The 21,732-nt window shown below is 45.2% G+C and carries 12 protein-coding genes; 5 read left to right on the top strand and 7 right to left on the bottom strand.

The annotated features are described in order from the left end of the window. Positions 1 to 11 precede the first annotated feature (11 nt). The 6 genes from pdxA to crtD all read right to left on the bottom strand — a co-directional run bounded on the left by pdxA (position 12) and on the right by crtD (position 12,702). Complete coding sequence (gene pdxA / locus BM090_RS14000) at positions 12 to 1,055, bottom strand: 4-hydroxythreonine-4-phosphate dehydrogenase PdxA (RefSeq protein ID WP_091514503.1); 1,044 nt, start codon at positions 1,053 to 1,055, stop codon at positions 12 to 14. 210 nt (positions 1,056 to 1,265) lie between these two features. Further along, positions 1,266 to 3,884 carry a DNA mismatch repair protein MutS gene (mutS, locus tag BM090_RS13995; RefSeq protein ID WP_091514500.1) on the bottom strand — a complete coding sequence of 873 codons (2,619 nt, stop codon included), beginning with the start codon at positions 3,882 to 3,884 and terminating at the stop codon, positions 1,266 to 1,268. Between the two features lie 46 nt (positions 3,885 to 3,930). After that, the gene (locus BM090_RS13990; protein WP_091514496.1) at positions 3,931 to 6,498 is read right to left on the bottom strand and encodes a M1 family metallopeptidase; all 2,568 of its coding nucleotides are present in this window, start codon (positions 6,496 to 6,498) and stop codon (positions 3,931 to 3,933) included. Positions 6,499 to 6,692: 194 nt separating this feature from the next. Beyond that, entirely contained in the window at positions 6,693 to 9,728 is a 3,036-nt protein-coding gene (locus BM090_RS13985; protein WP_245756735.1) for a M16 family metallopeptidase, read from the bottom strand. A gap of 167 nt (positions 9,729 to 9,895) precedes the next feature. Then, positions 9,896 to 11,161, bottom strand: a complete 1,266-nt coding sequence (locus tag BM090_RS13980; protein WP_091514492.1) for a hemolysin family protein — start codon at positions 11,159 to 11,161, stop codon at positions 9,896 to 9,898. 62 nt (positions 11,162 to 11,223) lie between these two features. Next, on the bottom strand, positions 11,224 to 12,702 hold the full coding sequence (gene crtD / locus BM090_RS13975; RefSeq protein WP_091514489.1) for a 1-hydroxycarotenoid 3,4-desaturase CrtD: 1,479 nt from the start codon (positions 12,700 to 12,702) through the stop codon (positions 11,224 to 11,226). Between the two features lie 110 nt (positions 12,703 to 12,812). Between crtD and uvrB the strand changes: the two genes are divergently transcribed. After that, the gene (gene uvrB, locus BM090_RS13970; RefSeq protein ID WP_091514485.1) at positions 12,813 to 14,840 is read left to right on the top strand and encodes an excinuclease ABC subunit UvrB; all 2,028 of its coding nucleotides are present in this window, start codon (positions 12,813 to 12,815) and stop codon (positions 14,838 to 14,840) included. Positions 14,841 to 14,912: 72 nt separating this feature from the next. On the opposite strand, the gene BM090_RS13965 is transcribed toward uvrB, so the two are convergent. Next, a complete protein-coding gene (locus BM090_RS13965; protein WP_091514482.1) occupies positions 14,913 to 15,179 on the bottom strand; it encodes a NifU family protein in 267 nt (88 codons plus the stop codon). Positions 15,180 to 15,503: 324 nt separating this feature from the next. Between BM090_RS13965 and BM090_RS13960 the strand changes: the two genes are divergently transcribed. The 4 genes from BM090_RS13960 (at position 15,504) to mutL (ending at position 21,693) form a co-directional block, all read left to right on the top strand. Beyond that, on the top strand, positions 15,504 to 17,027 hold the full coding sequence (locus BM090_RS13960) for a choice-of-anchor I family protein (protein ID WP_091514479.1): 1,524 nt from the start codon (positions 15,504 to 15,506) through the stop codon (positions 17,025 to 17,027). 277 nt (positions 17,028 to 17,304) lie between these two features. After that, positions 17,305 to 18,042 (top strand): gliding motility-associated ABC transporter permease subunit GldF, encoded by a 738-nt coding sequence (gene gldF, locus BM090_RS13955; RefSeq protein ID WP_091514476.1) that lies wholly within the window; start codon positions 17,305 to 17,307, stop codon positions 18,040 to 18,042. 54 nt (positions 18,043 to 18,096) lie between these two features. Continuing rightward, positions 18,097 to 19,770, top strand: a complete 1,674-nt coding sequence (gldG, locus tag BM090_RS13950; RefSeq protein ID WP_091514473.1) for a gliding motility-associated ABC transporter substrate-binding protein GldG — start codon at positions 18,097 to 18,099, stop codon at positions 19,768 to 19,770. A 36-nt stretch (positions 19,771 to 19,806) separates the two neighbouring features. After that, complete coding sequence (gene mutL, locus BM090_RS13945) at positions 19,807 to 21,693, top strand: DNA mismatch repair endonuclease MutL (protein ID WP_091514470.1); 1,887 nt, start codon at positions 19,807 to 19,809, stop codon at positions 21,691 to 21,693. Positions 21,694 to 21,732 lie beyond the last annotated feature (39 nt).

Here is a 21,732-nt window from a genome sequence, read left to right as displayed (position 1 = left end):
TTATAGAAAAATTACTTTTTATGCTCCTGACGCGAACGCACCACATCGCAAGCCAAATACAAGGCACTACGGAACGACGATTCGTCGGCTTCGCCTTTTCCCGCAATGTTATAGGCCGTTCCGTGGTCTGGCGAAGTGCGTACCACTGGCAAACCTGCCGTAAAATTTACGCCATGGTCGAACGCCAATGTTTTGAACGGCGTAAGGCCTTGGTCGTGGTACATGGCCAAAATGCCATCAAATTTTTTGTACAAATGCGAACCAAAAAAGCCGTCGGCGGGATATGGCCCAAACACCAACAACCCTTTGTTTTTCAGGTCTTTAATGAGCGGAGCAATAATTTCTTTTTCTTCGTTGCCCATCAAACCTTCTTCGCCTGCGTGCGGGTTGAGTCCCAGAATCGCAATGCGCGGTTTGATAATGCCAAAATCCTGCTTGAGCGACTCGTGCATCAGGTTGAATTTGCTCAAAATCTTTTCTTTGGTCAACGTTTTGGGCACGTCGGCAATGGAAATATGTCCCGTAACAACGCCCACACGTAAATCTTCACTCACCAATAACATCAGGTTGTCGGCCACGCCAAATTCTGCTGCAAAATATTCGGTATGTCCCGCAAAGGCAAAATGTTCGCGCGGCATATTGCTTTTGGTGATTGGCGCGGTTACGATGGCATCAATCAGGCCGTTTTTGAGGTCTGCCGTAGCCACTTGTAAAGCCTTCCAAGCTCCCAAACCCGATTCGGGCGTAGGTTTGCCAGGCTGGATTTCATAATCTTCTTCCCAACACATCACGATATTGGCTTTGCGGTGGTTGAGTTGCTGGGCAGATTTGATATGTACGATACCCGTGTCCTCCAAGTTGAGCAAACGACGGTATTTATTCAAAATCTTGTACGAACCATAAATCACAGGCGTACACAAACGCAACAAACGGTTGTCTTCCAGAAGTTTGAGAATTAATTCTGGCCCCACGCCATTAAAATCGCCCATCGAAATACCGATAATGGGTTTTTCCTTGTGGTGATGTGATGCTGTTTCGTTTGTTTGTTTTTCCATTGTATGTTAGTAACGCTGACTTACAGGAACTTAACCCATTTCGTCAGCCTTATTTTTAAAGTTAAATAATTTCAATAACGGATTTGACTATTTATAAAAAATGATAGCTGGATTAAAGGTGAGTCAAATTAACCCAAAAAAAGCCATTTTGCATATATTTTGTGCAAAAACCAACCCGTTTTTTTTCTAATAAATCCTTACTTGCCTTTTTTACGATTTTTTGGCGAGTATTAATTTCAATTCGTTGAGTTTGAGTAAAGCCTCTACAGGCGAAAGTGTGTTTACATCTATCTGGCGCAATGTTTCGGCCACTTGCTCCATTTGCGGGTCAGCGGCCTGAAAAATGCTTAACTGATAATTGTTTTTGGGAATGTCGCGGACTTTCTCTTGCTGCTGCTCACGCCGATTGTCTTTTTCCAAATGGTGCATAATCTCGTTGGCACGCAAAACCACCGCGTTGGGCATCCCTGCCATTTGCGCCACATGAATCCCGAAACTGTGTGCGCTGCCCCCTGCCTGCAATTTGCGCATAAAAATCACCTTATTGCCAGACTCTTTGACCGACACGTTAAAATTCTTGATGCGCGGAAAATCCGCCGCCAATTCGTTTAGCTCATGGTAATGCGTAGCAAAAAGCGTCCGCGCCTTGCATTTGGTGTGTGTGTGCAAATATTCCACGATGCTCCACGCGATGGCCACGCCGTCGTAAGTGCTTGTGCCGCGCCCGATTTCGTCCATTAGCACCAAACTTTTAGGGCTCAAATTGTTGAGAATGCTGGCCGTTTCGGTCATTTCGACCATAAACGTAGATTCGCCGCGCGAAAGATTGTCCGAAGCACCCACGCGCGTAAACACTTTGTCCACCATGCCCACGTGCGCCGCCGTAGCTGGCACGTAGCTGCCCATTTGCGCCATGAGCACAATCAAAGCCGTTTGGCGCAGCAGTGCCGACTTACCCGCCATGTTCGGGCCCGTGATGATGATGATTTGTTGCGAGGCATCGTCCAAAAAAACATCGTTGGGGATATATGGCTCACCAACAGGCAATTGCGTTTCGATTACGGGATGTCTGCCGTCTTTGATGTCCAGTACGTTGTCTTCCGTAACATTGGGTTTCACGTAGTTTTGACGCGTGGCCACCGTCGCAAAAGAAATAAGGCTGTCGAGTACGGCCAACGTTTTGGCGTTCTGTTGAATTGCTCCCACAAAATCGGCAGCAGCCAGCACCAACTCGTTGAAAAGTCGCTGCTCTATGGCCGTGATTTTTTCTTCTGCCGTCAGGATTTTTTCCTCATACGTTTTTAGCTCTTCGGTAATGTAACGCTCGGCGTTGGTAAGCGTTTGTTTCCGAATCCAGTCGGCAGGCACTTTGTCTTTGTTGGCGTTGCTTACTTCCAAGTAATAGCCAAACACTTTGTTGTAAGAAACTTTGAGCGAAGAAATGCCCGTGCGCTGAATCTCGCGGTTTTGTACTTGTAGCAAATAATCTTTGCCCGAATGGGAAATTTCGCGTAACTCGTCGAGTGCTGTATCCACGCCTTCCCGAAACATTCCGCCCTGATTGCTCACAATCGGCAATTCTTCCTGCAACTCACGTTCTATTTTTTCATACAAAAAACTACACGGATTGAGTTGGTCGGCCAGTTTTTTGAGTTGATTTACAGGGCTTTGGGCTAATAAATCTTTGATTGGCAAAATATTTTTCAATGCCTTTTTGAGTTGGAGCATTTCGCGCGGATTGATGCGGCGCACGGCAACTTTGGAAATGAGTCGTTCCAAATCGCCAATCGGTTTGAGGTGCTGCAACATTGTTTGGCGCAAATCGCTGTCCTGTACGAAGGCTTCTACGGCCTGAAGGCGTTCGTCAATTCTATTTTTTTCTTTGAGCGGTAAAAGTGTCCATTTGCGCAAAAGGCGTCCGCCCATTGGCGTAACGGTATGGTCAAGAATTTCGATGAGTGGCACGCCGTTTTCTTGTTGCGGAAATACCAATTCTAAGTTGCGAATCGTGAATTTATCCAACCAAACATAACGTTCCTCTTCGATGCGCGAAAGTGCCGACACGTGTCCGAGTTCGCGGTGTTCAGTTTCGGCCAAATAATGTAACACTGCACCTGCGGCAATAATACCCGCGTCCATTTCTTCCACCCCAAACCCTTTGAGCGTGGCCGTGTTGAAATGGCGTGTCAGGGATTCGCGAGCGTAGTCGGGCTGAAAAATCCAGTCTTCTAAGGTGTAAGTATTGTATTGATTACCAAAATGTTGTTCAAATTCCACGCGGCGCGGCTTACAGAAAAGCACTTCGGACGGCATAAAACTTTGTAGCAGCTTTTCGCAGTAGTCGGCATCGCCTTGTGCCACATAAAACTCCCCCGTCGAAATGTCCATGAACGAAACACCAACCGCCCCATTTTTTTGCAAATGAATGGCCGCCAAAAAGTTATTTTGCTTGGTTTCCAGTACGTTGTCGTTGAGCGTAATGCCGGGCGTTACCAATTCGGTTACGCCACGCTTGACGATACCAACGGCATCTTTGGGGTCTTCGAGTTGGTCGCAAATGGCCACGCGCTGCCCCGCACGCACGAGTTTGGGCAAATAAGTGTCTAAGGAATGATGCGGAAAACCAGCTAAGGCCATTTCGGAAGCCGCACCGTTGGCGCGTTTGGTCAGGGTGATGTTCAGAATTTTACTGGCCGTAACAGCATCGTCGCCGAATGTTTCGTAAAAATCTCCTACCCGAAACAACAACAAAGCCCCAGGGTGTTTGGCTTTGATGGCGTTGTATTGCTTCATTAGTGGCGTTTCTTTCGCTTCTTTTACCTTAGTCATTTTAAAATTAAATATCTGAAAATCTGTACTTTATATTTTATTTTTCTTAACGAAAATACTCATAAATCTTTTTGAGTTCGGGGTCGGTTTCGGCCTCACGAATGGCGACTTTGTGTTGCTCTACGCCAGCCACTTCCGACAAAATTCCCAAAGCCTGATAAGCTGCAAATCGTAACATAGACGCTTTGCTGTTTTGGGCAGTGCTTACAATCAGCGCAACGCCTTCGGCCTGTTTGGCTTTCGACATTTTGAGCAAATAAACAGCAAAGCTTTGTAACACTCCGTACATTTCGTCTTTAGAACCTGTTTTTATTTTGTCCGTAAACCAATTGTAATAAGTGCTATCTGTTTTTTGGGCATAATATTCGGCAGCTACTGGCGCAATGTACGGATGTTTTTGGGCTTCAAAGTCTGCAATTTTTGCCTCAATATCCGACGGCTTGGTTTTGATATAACCTTCCAGCGCGGCGGCGGAAGCATCATAAGAACGGTCGGAAAGGCCAGCCGCAAACGTACTTTGCAAGCCGCTATCTTGGAGGCGTTGCAACGTGCGAAAGGCTTCGGCACGCACGGCAGCTTTAGGGTCGTTTTTAGCCAAATCCTTCATTTTCTGGGCATTATTGGCCACCAATTGCGAATCAAGTTCGGCCATTACCTGCAAAGCCTCGACGCGTATCGCCCAAAAACGGTCGGAAAGAGCCGCCGATAACATTGCTTGCGTTTCGGGGCTATTGTCTTCGTCCAAAGCACGTAGCGCGTCCAATCGCAACTTCATTTTGTCGCCGTGATAATATTGAAAACGCAATTCGTCTTGCGTTTTGGTTTGGTCGATGCTGGCCAAAAGTTGCTGCTCGCCATCAAAAACCAAAAGTTGTGGCACAGAGTCCACGGCAAAAGTAAATTCCTGCTCGCGTTCGTCGATGGTAATCGGGTAGCGGAGTTTTTGGTTTTTCACCCAAATATCTACTTTCAGCGGCAAACGGTAGGTTTTAGGCGAATAAAGACTGTCTTGCGTTTGGCGCACTTTTAGCCATACTTTTTTGTCCGAATAGCTGTAATTAACTTCCAGTTCGGGGTGGCCTGCCGACATAAACCATTGGTTAAAAAACCAATTCAAATCTTCGCCCGTAACCTCCTCGAAAGCCAAGCGCAGGTTATGAATTTCTACGGAACTAAACTGATTTTTAAGTAAATAGCGTTTGATACTTTCAAAAAATGCTTCATCGCCCACGTACTTGCGCAACATGTGCAGCACGCGGCCACCTTTGGCGTAAGAGTGGCTGTCAAACATTTGTTCGCGGTCGTTGTAGTAGTAGCGAATCAACGGTTCGCGTTTGCGTTGTGACTCGCGGAAATATTGTTGCTTTTCTTGTTGGCCGTCGAAGTCGGCTTGTTCGATGCCAAACTTATGCTCAGCCCACAAATACTCTGAATAATTGGCAAACGACTCGTTGAGCGGCAAATTTGACCACGATTCGCAGGTAACCAAATCGCCAAACCATTGATGAAAAAGCTCATGTGCAATGATGCCGTCCCAATCTTGGTCGAGCAAGGCGCGGTCGTCGGACTGCACGGCCTCCATAAACGTAGAAGCGGAGGTATTTTCCATCGCGCCCGACACGAAATCGCGCACCACCACTTGCGAATATTTGTCCCACACAAAATCAACGCCCAGTTTTTGGGAGAAAAACTCTATCATTTCGGGCGTGTGGCCAAAAATAGCTTTGCCATAAGGCGCGTATTTGGGTTCTACATAATAGTTCACCTCTTTGTTGCGCCAACGGTCTTTGATAATGGCAAAATCGCCGACTACCATCGTAAACAAATACGGTGCGTGAGGTTTCTTTTGTTCCCAAACGTCGGTGCGTGTGCCGTCGGGGTTTTGAGTAGAATACACCAAAAGGCCGTTAGACAGTGTTACGAAATTCGTATCTACGGTAATGTGTATCTCGTCGGTGCAACGTTGGTTGGGCGAATCGATGGTCGGAAACCAACAAGAAGCCGATTGCGTTTCGCCTTGCGTCCAGACTTGGCGCGGTTTGTCGGGGTCTGTGCCGTCGGGGTTGATAAAATACAGCCCTTTGTCGGAAGTAATAGCCGCGCTGCCTTTGGTAACCAACTCGTCGGGCTTGGCCACATACTCGATTTCTACGCGGTACTCGTCGGTACACGTGTAGAGTGTGTCCAAGTAAATGGTCATTTGGGTATTGTTGTAATTGTATTTGAGCAGCTTAGATTTTTTATCCGAAACCAAAAGTTTTACCGATTTTATATCAAAACCTTTGGCATCGAGTTCTAAAGTATTTTGTGGGAAAAAATGCGGACGAAGTGTAAGCGTAGCCACACCCAACAAATAGCGTTTTTTCCAATCCAATTCTACTTCCAATTTGGTGTGCACCAAGTCATTTTTAAGCGTGCGCGATGGGTTGTAACCGTATTTTTTGGCAGCCCACACAGGCGGTTCTTTTTTGGTTGATTTCGTGGTGTCTGTGGTAATAGTAGCAACGGCGGCGGTAGTTTTGGGCTGTGTGTTTCGACCGATAGACTGGCAACCAACTATTGCAGAGGCAATGGCTAAGAGCCAGTGTAATTTTATATGAAAAGATAATCTCATAGCTGACGTTTTCTTACGGATTAATGTAGTGCAAGAATAATTAGAGTTTGTATCACTTTAATTCACAAACATAACTAATAAAGATAGACAATAGAATATTGGGGCACAAAATTCCCCATAACACAAAACCCCCAACCTATCGAAAAAGGCTGAGGGTTTGTGGGTCTATAACCATTTAATAAGCTATAACATTATTACGGCTCCATTTTTTTATCTTGGCTATGTTTTGGTAGCTCAGCAGTCTTTGGATTGCGAGCAGGTTCTGGTTTTGGCATGACAGGAAGCGTAAAATTAGCACCTTCCACTACTTCACCATCTTTAGTCAACTCTACCACTTCGTAGCCCAACTTCACGAGCTTGTCTTTAAGACTTGCTTTATCGCCTACTACCACGATGTTCATCTTGTCCACAGGCAACAGGTTGTGTGCCAACATATTGATTTCGCCGCGAGCAATTTTTTCTAAAACCTCGTTTTGTTTTTGAGTATAGTTGCGATCGAGACCGTAATCAATGATTTGGCCTAAGAAATACGCTTTTTGGATTTGCGTTTCGTATTTAAGAGCTTCTGATTGGCCGATAGAACGTTTGGTAAACTCAAGCTCTTCTGGTGTAATACCTTTGTCAGCATAAAGTTTAATTTCTTTGATAAACTCAATGATAGCACTATCCGTTACATTGCCTTTTACGCCTGCCGAAGCCGTGAATGGCCCTGCAATATCTGAACCGCTAAAGCCCGAACGCGCACCGTAAGTATAGCCTTTGTCTTCGCGCAAATTCAAGTTGATACGGCTGTTAAACGCACCACCCAAAATGTAGTTCATGAGTTTTGCTTTGTAATACTTACCCGTAGCATCGTATTTCATGGCGATATAGCCAATACGAATTTCTGATTGTGGTGCTTTTTCTTTGTCCACTAAGAAAATACGTGTTTTCTCAATTTTTGGCGTAAGTTGTACTGGGGCGCGTTTTACTTTTTCGCCTTTCCAACGAGCCAAGAAATCTAATTTAGGCATAATAGACTCACCCGTAACATTACCTACTACCACCAAACTAGTAAGGGATGGAGAGAAATAATCTTTGTAATATTTCTTCACATCATCCAGCGTGATATTTTCTACAGTTTTCACTGTACCAGCGGTAGGAACAGCCAAAATATTGCCTTCACCATAAAGCAAACGGTTATATACGGCGTTGGCAATAGCTACAGGCTGGTTGGCTTGATTGGCGATACCTTCTAGCTGTTGATTTTTCAAACGCTCAAAGTCTTCTTTGTCGAAACGTGGATGCAAAATACGTTGCTCAGCAAGGCGCAAAGTCGCATCAAGATTTTTGGTAAGTGCCGTAATTTCGATAGCAATTTCATTGTTACCAGCACTTACGCTAATGCTACTACCTAATTTTTCAAGTTCGCTGCTCAACTCTTCGGCTGTGTATTTCTCGCTTGCTTCTTCGAGCATTCCCGCCACTAATTGCGCTACACCTGCTTTCGTTGGGTCGAGGGCTTCCATGCGGTGGCCGCATTTTACACTCATCAGGATAGAAGTCATCGGCAACTCGTCGGTATAAGTACCGATAGCACGGATTCCGTTCGGGAATTTATCTTGCCAATAATCAGGCACATTTACCACAGGATTTGCACCAGCGGCAGGGCGTTTGCTACGATCAAAGTTATCTTTAGCTTTGTTATAAACCAATCCTTTGTACTCGTCGGCTGGAGCTTGGTATTTGCTACCGTCTGGCGTGAAGTTGTTTGGAGCTGCAACCAAATCTGTTTTACCTTTTGGTACTACGCTCGTAATCACCGCTTTTTTGCCTTTAATGTATTGGTTATACACACGCATTACATCTTCTTTGGTAAGCTTACGATGTGCTTCAATATCTTTTACACTGTAATTGGCATTCCCTGTAAAAGTTTGTAACGAAGCTAATCTTGAAACTTTACCACTTACGCTGGCCAAACCTTCAATAGACTGTACTTCATAGTTTGCTTTGAAGCGTTTCAAATCGTCGTCAGTTACGCCGCGTTTCTCAAATTCAACGAATGTTTCACGAACCATTTTCTCCATATCGGCCAAACCTTTACCAGGGAACGGCAATACAGTTACCGTAAATTCGCCCGACAATTCAAAGGCTGGATGATACACTTGCGCTTGCAACGCATTTTGAGCTTTTACAAAACGTTGGTAAAAAAGAGATGTATTGCTACCGCCCAAAATTTCAGCCAAACAGTCCAAAGCCACTTCGTCTGGATGGTAATTGGGAACAGTTGGGAATACCATTTGCATCAATGGGAAACGAACGTTGTCTTCGTAAGAAACATAACGGTCTGACTCCAACACTGGGGCTGGCAAACTCATTTTCTTTACTTCTGGACCGCGTGGAATCGAGCCAAAATATTTTTCTACCAAACTAATTACTTCGGCTGGTTTTACATCGCCGCCCACCGTAACTACGGCATTGTTCGGGCCATACCAACGTAAAAAGAAGTTTTTAAGGTCTTGTACGTCCACACGGTTCAAATCTTCGATATAACCGATAGTAAGCCAAGAATACGGATGGCCGTAAGGATATAATGTTTTGGCTGCATATTCACTCGCCAAGCCGTAAGGACGATTGTCGTAGTTTTGGCCGCGTTCATTTTTTACGGTAGCACGTTGCACTTCAAATTTCTTCTGCGTAACGGCATCAAGCAAAAAGCCCATGCGGTCAGCTTCAAGCCAAAGGGCCGTTTCTAACTGATTGCTTGGCATTGTCTCGAAATAATTGGTACGGTCGCGGTTGGTTGTACCGTTGAGCGTTCCGCCCGACTCCGACACGATTTTAAAGTGCTCTTCGTCAGCTACGTGGTCAGAGCCCTGAAACATCATGTGTTCGAAGAAGTGCGCAAAACCAGATTTGCCAATTTGCTCGCGCGCCGAACCCACGTGATAGGTTACATCCACGTGAACCACCGGATCAGAATGGTCTTCATGAATCACCAACGTAAGACCGTTGGCCAATTCATATTTTTCGTAAGGGATGATAATTTCGTCGCCTTTACGAGTTACTTTTTCGATAAAGCGTGTTCCGTCGCCAAGTTTGGCAGGTGCGGCAGCTGGTTTAGCAGCCGCTTCTTTTTTAGGTGCAACAGCTGTTGCGGAAGGCTTCTTGGCTGGTGCTTTTTTCTGCGCTTGCACCACACCCAAAGCCAACGCCATTCCCATCGAAAGAATAATTGTTTTCTTTAGCATAAGAAGTTGGAATTATAAAAAATTGGTTACGATAATTGGCAATACTAAAACAAAAAACGATAAGCCACAAAACAACACGTTAAAAACGGCGTTTGTGGCTGACTAATGGTTTGTGGACTTTAAAAAATTAGAATTAAATTAGTAACAAATAACTATATGTATTCTTTTTACAAAATCGTCATTTCCACCAAATGCAAACGCGCATCGGTTTTGCCCAGAATCTTAAAACTAAAAGGCGGAGCTTCTACCACCGTCCCGACATCGGGAATATTTTCGTAAATGGATAAAATATAACCGCCCAACGTCTCGTAATCGCCTTCAGGAATTTGCCAATCATATTTTTGGTTTAGGTAATAAACTTCCAAACGCGCGTTGAGCAAGTACATATTTTCGGCCAATGCCTTTTCTTCGAGCGTGTCTTCGTCGTGTTCGTCTTTTATTTCCCCAAAAATTTCTTCCATTACATCTTCAATACAAATCAGGCCAGCCGTTCCGCCAAACTCATCTATCACGACGGCAATACTGCGGTGTTCTTTGTTAAAAAATAACAGCAAATCTTCCGCCGACATGGTTTCGGGCACGCTTGGTACAGTCGTCAGAATTTGGTCAATGCTTTTGGGTTTTTTGAAAAGCTCTGAGCTATGACAATATCCCACGATATTGTCAATACTTTCTTCGTACACCAAAATTTTAGAATAACCTGTTTCGATAAATTTTTGCGCCAATGCCTCTACGTCGTTGTTTTTGTCGATGGCCGCAATTTCCGTACGCGGAATCATGCAGTCGCGCACACGCAACGTAGGTAACTCCAAAGCATTGCGGTAAATCTGAACACTTAGCGAGTTTTGTGTGGTGTCGTTTTGGGCAGAAAGCAACGGCATCGCCCACGTGTGCAACCCAACGGCCAACGGAGCTAATTTAGATTCGGGACTAATGTTTTGTTTGTTTTGTAAAAGCACCCAACGCCGCATAAGTTCCACCACAGGGTACAGCACCAAATACAAAGTATAGAGCGGCAATGCCGCCCAGTTCATAAAATCGTTGGGAGCATATTCCGAAAAACCCCTGATAGCCAAGCTACTAAATGCCACATACACAAACGCCAGCAGCAAAGCCATCAGACCCAACAAAAAAATGTCGAGACTGTCGTGTACGGGAGCTAAAGTAATTTGTAGCCATTGGTTGGCCGTCTGCATAAAAGCCAGCACCGCCGCCCCCAATGCCGCATAATGTGCTGTCTTGATGGTAAGCACGAGGCGCAGCAAATGGCGCGAAAAATAAGTAAGGATTCGTTCGTTAAGGCTTTGGGCAACTTTCAAATGCTTGGCCTGCCACCATTGGGAGGCCGTCAGTACCCACATCATCGCCGACAGCACAGCGGCCAGCAACAAAGCAAACAAACCGAAGATTAAGGAGGGATAGGGGTCGTCCATAATGTATTAAAATAAAACGCTTTTGTTCAAAGCTAACGGAAAAATACTAAAAACACAACGCCTTAACGCTCACGCTCTTCCAAAAGTTCGGCCATGATACGCGCCGAAAGCAAAGCAAGCGGTACGCCGCCACCTGGGTGCACGCTCCCACCACAGAAATATAAGTGCTTGATTTTGGCCGAAAAATTCGCGTGTCGCAAAAATGCCGCATACCGATTATTAGAACTGTTGCCATACAAAGCCCCTTTCACGGAACTGGTACGGCTCTCAATCGTGCGCGGTTCTAACATTGCTTCCGTTACAATGAGTTTTTCTATATCCGTCTTCAAAGTCCTATTGATTTTGCGGACAATGTCGCGCCGCGCCTGCGCAATGAGCGTATCCCATTCCTGCCCGATATTGTTGGGGACGTTTATCATCACAAACCAATTTTCTGCGCCTTCGGGAGCGTGCGAAGGCTCGTGCTTGCTGGTAATGTTGATGTAAACGGTTGGGTCGGCATAAATGGTTTTTAGTTTAAAAATATGGTCAAACTCTGTGGCGTAATCCCTGCTAAACAAGATGTTATGCAGTCCTAATTGCTCAAATTGCTTATTTATTCCCCAATAAAAAATCAGTGCCGAACTGGATTTGGGTTGGCTCAAAAGTTTTTCGGGAGCGGGTTCGTGGGCTAATAATTTGCGATAAGTGGCCACCATGTCCATATTGCTCACCACCGCCTCAAACGGCAATTCTTGGCCATTTACTTTCAGCCCGACGGTGCGGCCTTGCTGCGTCAAGATTTTTTCTACCCTACTTTTCAAATGGAATTTTACGCCCAAATCTTTGGCCAAGCGGCTCAAACTTTCGGTAATGGCATACATGCCGCCTTTGGGCAAAAACGCGCCTTTGTTGTGTTCCAAATGCGGAATCATGTTCAGTAAGGCAGGCGTTTGGTAAGGGCTTGAGCCGTTGTACGTGGCGAAGCGGTCGAAAAGCTGAACTACTTTAGGGTTTCGGAAATGCGTGGCGTTGGCCTCGTGCATGGTCTTGAAAATGCCCAGTGCCGGCAATTGGGCGATGGCTTTAGCGGCTTTCCAGTTCAGAAACGTGCTGGTTTTGTGCATAGATTTGTACAAAAACAATTCGCCAACCAAACCGTAATAATTGGCACTACGTTTCAGAAAGCTGGTAATATTGGCGGCGGGTTCGCCTGTCTGTTTGGCGATTTCTTGCGCAAAATCTTGGGCGGAAGTAGGCGTAACAATGCGCGTTCCGTCTTCATAGAAATAGCGACAACCTTCTGTAAGTCTTTGGTAATGAAAATAATCGTCTATATTTCGGCCAGCTAACGCAAAAAGCTCTTCTACCAGTTCGGGCATGGTAAACAGCGAAGGGCCAGCGTCAAAGCGGTAGCCGTCTTGCTCCAGTAGCGAGAGTTTGCCACCCAAATAATCGTTGGCTTCAAATACTTCTACATCGTGGCCTTTGGTGCGCAAACGAATAGCCGCGGCAATGCCCGCAACGCCTGCGCCAATAATGGCAATTTTTTTAGTGTTCATTAGTGCGTGTTTAAAAATAAACGTGTGTCGTAGTAAACTACAATGCAACCAAAAGTGTTAATATTATTCGGCAATTTTTCTTTCCCAACCAAACACATTTCCATTTCTGTATGTCAGGCTTCAAACTTATTTCGGATTACACGCCGCAAGGCGACCAACCCAAAGCCATTGAGCAATTAGTCGAAGGTTTAGAACGCGGCGACAAATCCCAAACCCTTTTGGGCGTTACGGGTTCGGGCAAAACATTCACGGTGGCCAATGTTATCGCCAAACACGGCAAGCCAACCCTCATTTTGAGCCATAACAAAACATTGGCTGCGCAGTTATATGGCGAATTTAAGCAATTTTTTCCAGAAAATGCCGTAGAATATTATATTTCCTACTATGATTATTACCAACCAGAGGCTTTTTTGCCGACTACGAACACGTACATTGAAAAAGATTTGGCCATCAACGAAGAGATAGAAAGATTGCGATTGAGTGCTACCGCCGCCCTCATGTCGGGGCGTAGCGATGTGATTGTAGTTGCGTCTGTGTCGTGTATTTATGGTATCGGCAACCCGACCGAGTTCGGAAAAAATATCGTGCGCCTTGCGCAAGGCGACATTATTAGCCGAAATACGTTGTTGTTCCGACTCGTGGATATTTTGTACAGCCGCACGGAAGCCGAATTTAAACGCGGAAATTTCAGGGTAAAAGGCGATACGGTTGAAGTATTTCCAGCCTACGCCGACCATGCTTTGCGTTTTATTTTTTGGGGAGATGAAATAGAATCCATCCAACGCATAGACCCCGAAACAGGCTTGAAAATTGCCGACGAACCCATGATTTCGATTTATCCCGCCAACTTGTTTGTAACGGGTAAAGAGTTGCTGCATCAGGCCATTGGCGAGATTCAGGACGATTTGCAATTGCAAATCAAGCAGTTTGAAAAAGAGTTGCGCCACGTGGAGGCCGAACGAATCCGCGAACGCACAGAATTTGATATTGAAATGATGAAAGAGTTGGGTTACTGTTCGGGCATCGAAAATTATTCGCGTTACTTCGACCGCCGCAACGTAGGCGACAGACCTTTCTGTTTGCTGGATTATTTCCCCGATGATTTTTTGTTGGTCGTGGACGAAAGTCACGTAACCGTTCCGCAAATTCGTGCCATGTGGGGCGGCGACCGTTCCCGCAAAGTGAATTTGGTGGAATATGGATTCAGACTTCCGTCCGCAATGGACAATAGACCACTGACTTTCAATGAGTTTGAGGGATTGATTAACCAAATCATTTACGTTACGGCCACGCCAAGCGAATACGAACTCAAAGCCTCTGAAGGTGTAGTGGTAGAGCAAATTATTCGCCCAACGGGATTACTTGACCCCATTATTGAGGTACGCCCGACGGCTCATCAAATAGATGATTTGTTGGAAGAAATAGAAATGCGCGTGAAGGTAAAAGAGCGTGTACTTATCACGACCCTGACCAAACGCATGGCCGAAGAGTTGCAAAAATTCCTTGACCGCGTGGGCATTAAATCCCGATACATTCACTCCGACGTTAAGACGCTGGATCGCGTGGAAATTTTGCGCGAATTGCGTTTGGGCGTGTTTGATGTGTTGGTGGGAGTAAACCTGCTGCGCGAAGGCTTGGACTTGCCCGAAGTTTCATTGGTGGCAATTATGGACGCGGACAAAGAAGGCTTCTTGCGTGATGTGCGTTCGCTTATCCAGACGATGGGACGCGCGGCACGTAACGACAAAGGCAAAGTAATTATGTACGCTGACCGCATTACAGGTTCGATGGAAAAAGCCATGGACGAAACCAACCGCCGCCGCGCTTTGCAAGAAGAATATAACGCCGAACATGGCATTACGCCGCGCACGATTCTCAAATCTACGGAAGCGATTATCCAACAAACCAAAGTGGCAGACTCTAAGCGAGATAGCAAAGTGTATGCTTTTGATGCCGAGCCGAGCAATGTGGTAGCTGACCCAGTAGTTGCGCACATGGGCAAAGCCGACCTCGAAAAACAAATGGCTAACACGCAAAAACAAATGGAAAAAGCGGCCAAAGACCTTGATTTCATTGAGGCGGCTCGTCTGCGCGATGAGCTTTTCGCACTCAAAGAATTGGTCAAAAAGCGGCAATAACGCGTATATTGTATTTTCAACCCTTATAGATTTCAAAGTCTATAAGGGTTGAATTTCAATTAATTGCAATCACTAAAGAGCAGGAACGTTCACGGCTTCTACGCGGACGATTTCGGGCACTTCGCGTTTGATGGCTTCTTCTACACCCGCTTTCAGGGTCATAGGCGACATGGGGCAAGCTCCACACGAACCAAGCATTTCCAGACGTGCCACACCTTCGGGCGTTACTTCCAACACGCGCACATTACCGCCGTCTGCTTCCAGATACGGGCGAATAGAGTCGAGAGCTGCTTCTACTTTTTGCGTTATATTTTCCTGATTTATAATATTAGTATCCATGTTCGTAAGACTTGAGTCACAAATATCGCTGTTTTTGCCAAAAAGAAAACCAAAAACCTGATTTTCGAGCCATTATGTAACGTATTTTATAACAGAGTAGTGCCCCGCAGTCAGGATTATTCTTTTCAAAGCAACTCTTTTGTTATTAAACAATATTAACCCGCAGCAATAACACTGTTATTTTTATGATAATATTTTGACTACCTGAAGGTTATTTGCTTACTAAAGAATAAAATTCAGTACTGTATTTTGTCTTATTTCTTGATAAATGGCTAATCGTATCATAATCAAAGGCTCATAGTTTTGCGGCAAAAAAGACGAGCTATGAGAAAAGTTTTATTGACCCTTTCGGTGGTGGCTGTTGCTACATTTACTGGTTGTAACAATGATGATGACAACAACAGTCCATCAGAAATTATTGTAAACGAGGACATTGGCTCTTATCAGGAAATTGCATCCTTGAATTTGGGCGGTGCAGGTGCTGCCGAAATCACGACGTTTGACGCAACAACAAAGCGTCTTTTTGCCGTAAATAATGGCTCTACTAACAAAATTGATGTCATTGATTTTGCTAATCCTTCCAGCATTTCCGTGATTCATTCTATCAGCGTAACCACCTACGGCGGCTACGTGAACAGCGTGGCAGCTTACAACGGAAAAGTGGCGGCGGCTATCGAGTCGGCTACCAAACAAGACGCGGGCAAAATTGTAGTGTTCAATGCTCAAACCTACGCCGAAGAAAAAGTGATTACGGTGGGTGCTTTGCCTGATATGGTAACGTACAGCCCCGACGGAAAATACATTATTTCGGCCAACGAAGGCGAACCCAACGCCGACTATACCAACGATCCAGAAGGCTCTGTATCAATCATTAACACCGAAAATAATTACGCTGTAACGACCATTAATTTTGCTGCTTTTGCCGACCAACTAACAGCGTTGTCGAGCAAAGGTTTCAGAATTTTTGGCGTGGGTAAAAATTTCACCAAAGACATTGAACCAGAATATATTACCGTTTCCGACGATTCTAAAACAGCATGGGTAACACTTCAAGAAAACAATGCCATTGCGGAAGTAAACTTGGCGGGTGGTTCTATCACCAAAATCATGCCTTTGGGCTTCAAAGATTATTCACAGACAGCCAACGCCATCGACGTAAGCGACAAAGACAATGCCGTTGGTTCGTTTGCCACATGGAAAGTTTTCGGTACTTATATGCCTGATGCAATCGCACATCTTACGCACAACGGCACACAATATTTGTTCACAGCCAACGAAGGCGATGCACGCGAATACGATGGTTTTTCGGAAGTAAAACGTGTATCCACGCTTACACTCGACGCAACGGCTTTCCCTGATGCCACTACCTTGAAAGACCAAACAAAATTAGGCCGCCTCAACATCACCAATACGCTCGGCGACACAGACAACGACGGCGATTTTGATGCACTTTATAGTTTTGGAGCGCGTTCGTTTTCGGTGTGGAACGCCGCCACAGGCCAACAAGTATTTGACAGCAAAAACGAGTTGGACGTAAAAGTAAAAGAAGCCAGCCTTTACGACGATGCACGCAGCGACGACAAATCCGTTGAGCCAGAAGCCATTACCATCGGCAAAGTGGGCAGCAAGCAAGTAGCTTTCGTGGGCATGGAAAGAGCCGATGCCGTAGCCATTTACGACGTAACCAACCCAACCGCGCCTTCATTCATCAAAATATTGCCGACGGGCGACGCGCCAGAAGGTGTGTTGTTTATTCCTGCCACCAAAAGCCCAATCCAACAAAGTTTGGTAGTGGTAAGCAGCGAAAACGACGGTTTGGTAAAAGTTTATAAAGCCAACAAACAATAATTCTCCACTTCATTCTACTGTACTCAAAAAGGTCTTCTGCTTTTGGTGGAAGGCCTTTTTTATATACACCATACCCCATAATCGTAAATTTAATAGCCGCGATAAAGTATGTTGGAAATTAATGCTGGATATCATCAGAAATTTAAAATATTTTAGTAGAGAAAGAGAACAGATCCCGCCTACTTTGATTGCATGAATCCGCACAAATGAAATGTTTTTTCAATAATTCCTACTAATTTCGCAGCCCAAACAAAATTGTATTACAAACCCATTAGTTATGTTGAGTATTCTGCGAAAAGAATTTAATGGTTTTCTAAATTCTCTCATTGCGTATTTGGTCATCACGGTATTTTTGGTGCTGATTGGCTTGCCGATGTGGGTGTTTCCGAGCAACGTATTAGACGCAGGTTTTGCGGATATGTCCGCCCTATTTTCGCCTATGGGCATTTCTGCACCTGTCGTTTTTTTATTCTTGATTCCAGCCATTACGATGCGCTCTTTTGCCGAAGAAAAAAAGGCGGGCACAATGGAGCTTTTGCTTACCAAGCCGCTCACCGACTATCAAATTATTGTGGGTAAATATTTGGCAAGCTGGCTTTTGGCGGTGTTCGCGCTTTTGCCTACGCTGGTGTATTATTTGTCTATTTATCGTCTGGGCAATCCTGCGGGCAATATAGATTCGGCAGGTGTAACAGGTTCGTATATTGGATTGGTGCTGTTGGCGGCGGTGTTCTGTTCTATCGGGATTTTTGCTTCGGCCATTAGCGAAAACCAAATCGTTTCTTTTATCCTTGCCTTTTTATTGTGCGGAATGTTATACGCAGGTTTTGACGGCGTTGCAGGCTTGCTCTCAGGCAATCCTGTGGGGCAATTGGTGAGCAAATTGGGCATTATTTACCATTACAACGCCATGAGCAAAGGGCTAATAGACACGCGCAACGTGTTGTATTTCCTGAGCGTTATTGGCTTTATGTTGCTTTCTACGCGCCTTGTGTTGGGTAGCCGCAAATGGTAAAATTAAATTTATTATTTTGAATACAAAATACTGATAATCAGCGTTTATATATAAATGAAAAGTAAAAAAGCATCTGATTGGATACAATACGGCTTAGCTGTCGTAGCGATTGTTTTTATCAATATTATAGGTTCTCAGTTTTTTTATCGTCTGGATTTGACCGAAGACAAACGCTATACCATTACGCCAGCCACCAAAACATTACTCAACAAACTCAATGACGTAGTGTATGTGGAAGTGTATTTGGAAGGTGATTTTCCTGCGGCTTTCAAAATATTGCAAAGTTCCATTCGCGAGACGCTGGAAGAATTTAGGGCTTACGGCGGTGAAAATATTCAGTTCAAATTTATTAATCCAAGTGCCGACCCAGACCAAAAAGCGCGTACAGAACTGTACAATCAGTTGGCGAAAAGAGGTTTGCAACCAACCAATCTTTACGAAGGTGGTGAAGACAATCGCGTACAGAAAATCATTTTCCCAGGGGCTATCGTCAGTTATGGCGGAAAAGAAGCTGCCGTAACATTGCTCAAAGGTAATCAGGCGGCCTCTGCCGTCGAACGCCTCAATCAATCTGCTGAAGGCGTAGAATACGAATTGGCTTCTGCTATCAAGAAATTAATTGCTCCGTCCAAAAAACGTATTGCGGTACTGCAAGGTAACGGCGAGCTAAACGGCAGACAGATGTACGATTTTGGCATGGCTCTGAAAGATTTTTATCAAGTAGAACCTGTTTATTTGCGTAATACACTGGATTTGAGTGGATATGATGCTATTATTGTGGCCAAACCCGACACGGCATTTTTAGAACCAGACAAATTCAAGATAGACCAATTTATTGTTGGTGGCGGAAAAGCCTTATTTTTGTTAGACCCAATTCAGATGGAAATGGATAGCATCAAGCAAGAAGGCTCGCTGGTGATAGGCAACGACGTAAATCTAACGGACATGATGTTCCGCTACGGCGTGCGCGTAAACAATGATTTGTTAATGGATTTGAGTTCTGCGTATATTCCGCTGGTGGTGGGCTACATGGGCGACAAACCCCAAACGCAACTGGTGCAATGGCGTTATTTCCCGCTGATTAGCAGCTTTGGCAATAGCCCAATTGTGAAGAATCTGGACGCGATTTATACAAAATTTGCCAGCACTATAGACACCGTAAAGGCCGCAGGCATCAAGAAAACGCCTTTGTTGCTTAGCTCAAAATATGCGCGAATTATTGCCGCGCCTGTACGTTTGAGTTTCAATGAGGCACGCCTCAAACCTTTGCCCGAACAGTACCAAAAATCTGATATTCCGATTGCTTATTTGTTGGAAGGAAAATTCCAGTCTTTATTTACCAACCGACTTCCGCCAGAGGCGCAAAGCAATCTAAAATTTAAAGCCGAAGACAAACCTTCTAAAATTATTGTTTGTTCTGATGGGGATATTGCCGAAAATGAAATTACGAAAAACGGCCAACGTTATTTGTTGGGTTACGACCGTTTTTCGGGTGTTCAATTTGGCAACAAAGAATTTTTGATGAATGCCATGTCGTATTTGCTCGACGACGACGGCGTGATTTTGGCCAGAGCCAAAGAAATACAAGTGCGTCCGTTGGACAAACCGCGCATCGAAAAAGAAAAACTTAATTGGCAAATCCTGAATATGGCTTTGCCTGCGTTAGTGGTCGCCGTGTTTGGGCTTCTCCGCTTCTATCGCCGTAAAAGACGATATACCCGAAACTAAGTGCCTATCCGATAGGCTTTTAAAACAAAAAGAATTATGTCAGATATTATTCGTTTGTTGCCTGATGCCATCGCCAACCAAATCGCGGCTGGGGAAGTAGTGCAACGACCTGCCTCCGTAGTGAAAGAACTACTGGAAAATGCCATTGATGCAGGCAGTACGCATATTAAACTGATTGTAAAAGACGCAGGTCGTACGCTGATACAAGTGATAGACGACGGCTGCGGAATGTCCGAAAATGACGCTCGAATGTGTTTTGAGCGGCACGCCACGTCCAAAATCAGGACTTCGGACGATATTTTTAATATTCGCACCTTAGGTTTTCGCGGCGAAGCGATGGCTTCTATCGCTGCCGTAGCCCAAGTGGAAATGCGCACGCGTCGCCAAACCGACGAAGTGGGCGCACTGATTCGCATTGAGGCTTCCGAACTGAAAGAAAGTAGCTTAGTGGCCACGCCCATAGGCACGAGTATTTCGGTCAAAAACTTGTTTTTCAATGTGCCAGCACGCCGCAACTTCCTCAAATCCAATGCAGTAGAAATGCGCAATATTTTAGAGGAATTTAACCGCGTGGCATTGGCCAATCCGCAAATTGCGTTTTCGCTTCACCAAAACGACAGCGAAGTGTATAACCTCGCGGCCAGCAAATTGAGCCAACGCATCATCGGGATTTTGGGAACAAATTATAAAGAACAATTAGCTCCGTGCCAAGAGGAAACGCCACACCTGAAAATTTCGGGCTATGTGGGCAAACCCGAATCGGCCAAGAAAACGCGCGGCGAACAGTATTTTTTTGTTAATAATCGTTTTGTCAAAAATAACTACTTGCATCATGCCGTAGTAAGTGCTTTCGAGGGACTTTTGCAGCCCGAAACGCACCCGTTTTACGCGTTGTTTATCGACATAGACCCCAAGCACATCGACATAAACGTTCACCCAACCAAAACCGAAATCAAATTCGACGACGAACGCGGCATTTACGCCATGCTCATGGCTTCCGTGCGCAAAGCGTTTAGCAGTTATAACCTTACGCCTTCGTTGGATTTTGATAAAAACGTGAATTTAGGAATGTTGGGCGACATCGAAAACCCGCAAACCATGCAGGCATTAAGCGTAGAGAATCGTCATTCTTATTCGCTTGGCGGCAGTAAACAGCCTACCGACGCACGCCAAAAAGCCAACACACGCCACTGGGAATCTTTGTACCAAAGTTCCAGACAAGGCGGCGGCACGGAAGGTTTTATTAGTCGATTTGAGCAAGAAGAAAACCCTGTGGAAAACCTTTCGATTACGTTTGGCAGTGCCCTGAACAACAAGCCAAGTGCTATGGCTACGGGCAAAAATCATGCGGGTGGTTCGGAAGAAAAAATTACGTTTCAGTTGCACAACCGTTACATTTTGTCGCAAGTGAAATCTGGCCTCATGCTCATAGACCAGCAAGCGGCGCACGAACGTATTTTGTACGAAAAATATCTGGAAAGTTTCAAGCACAGCGGCGCACCGTCGCAACAGTCACTTTTCCCGACTACACTCGGCCTACACGCCGCCGACTACGCTTTGGTAATGGAAATGCAAGACGAAATACAGGCATTAGGCTTTGTGTATGAGTCTTTTGGGGAAAATGTAATCGTGATTCGGGGCATTCCTGCGGGCATCGAAAATGTGAACGAACGCGAACTTTTTGATAGCTTTTTGGAGCAGTTCAAAAACTACCGCAACGACCTGAATTTGCCGCACCGCGAAGCCCTTGCCCGCGCATTGGCCAAGCGAGCCGCCATGCGCACAGGTACGCCACTTACCAACGTGGAAATGAACAGCCTTATCACGCAGCTTTTTGCGTGTTCTGTGCCCAACTATACGCCCGACGGCAAAGCCATTATCGCCATTTGCGACATGGACAGGTTGGCTTCATTTTTTAGTTAAAAAAATAAACGCTTGGGCAGGAAACCATTTGATTGCCCA

It is taken from the genome of Flexibacter flexilis DSM 6793, assembly GCF_900112255.1.
Lineage (GTDB): Bacteria > Bacteroidota > Bacteroidia > Cytophagales > Flexibacteraceae > Flexibacter > Flexibacter flexilis.
This window is presented reverse-complemented; position numbering and strand designations above follow the sequence as displayed.

Coding starts and splice junctions, on each gene's coding strand:
- pdxA (WP_091514503.1), bottom strand. CDS start 1,055: ATGGAAAAACAAACAAACGAAACAGCATCACATCACCACAAGGAAAAA.
- mutS (WP_091514500.1), bottom strand. CDS start 3,884: ATGACTAAGGTAAAAGAAGCGAAAGAAACGCCACTAATGAAGCAATAC.
- BM090_RS13990 (WP_091514496.1), bottom strand. CDS start 6,498: ATGAGATTATCTTTTCATATAAAATTACACTGGCTCTTAGCCATTGCC.
- BM090_RS13985 (WP_245756735.1), bottom strand. CDS start 9,728: ATGCTAAAGAAAACAATTATTCTTTCGATGGGAATGGCGTTGGCTTTG.
- BM090_RS13980 (WP_091514492.1), bottom strand. CDS start 11,161: ATGGACGACCCCTATCCCTCCTTAATCTTCGGTTTGTTTGCTTTGTTG.
- crtD (WP_091514489.1), bottom strand. CDS start 12,702: ATGAACACTAAAAAAATTGCCATTATTGGCGCAGGCGTTGCGGGCATT.
- uvrB (WP_091514485.1), top strand. CDS start 12,813: ATGTCAGGCTTCAAACTTATTTCGGATTACACGCCGCAAGGCGACCAA.
- BM090_RS13965 (WP_091514482.1), bottom strand. CDS start 15,179: ATGGATACTAATATTATAAATCAGGAAAATATAACGCAAAAAGTAGAA.
- BM090_RS13960 (WP_091514479.1), top strand. CDS start 15,504: ATGAGAAAAGTTTTATTGACCCTTTCGGTGGTGGCTGTTGCTACATTT.
- gldF (WP_091514476.1), top strand. CDS start 17,305: ATGTTGAGTATTCTGCGAAAAGAATTTAATGGTTTTCTAAATTCTCTC.
- gldG (WP_091514473.1), top strand. CDS start 18,097: ATGAAAAGTAAAAAAGCATCTGATTGGATACAATACGGCTTAGCTGTC.
- mutL (WP_091514470.1), top strand. CDS start 19,807: ATGTCAGATATTATTCGTTTGTTGCCTGATGCCATCGCCAACCAAATC.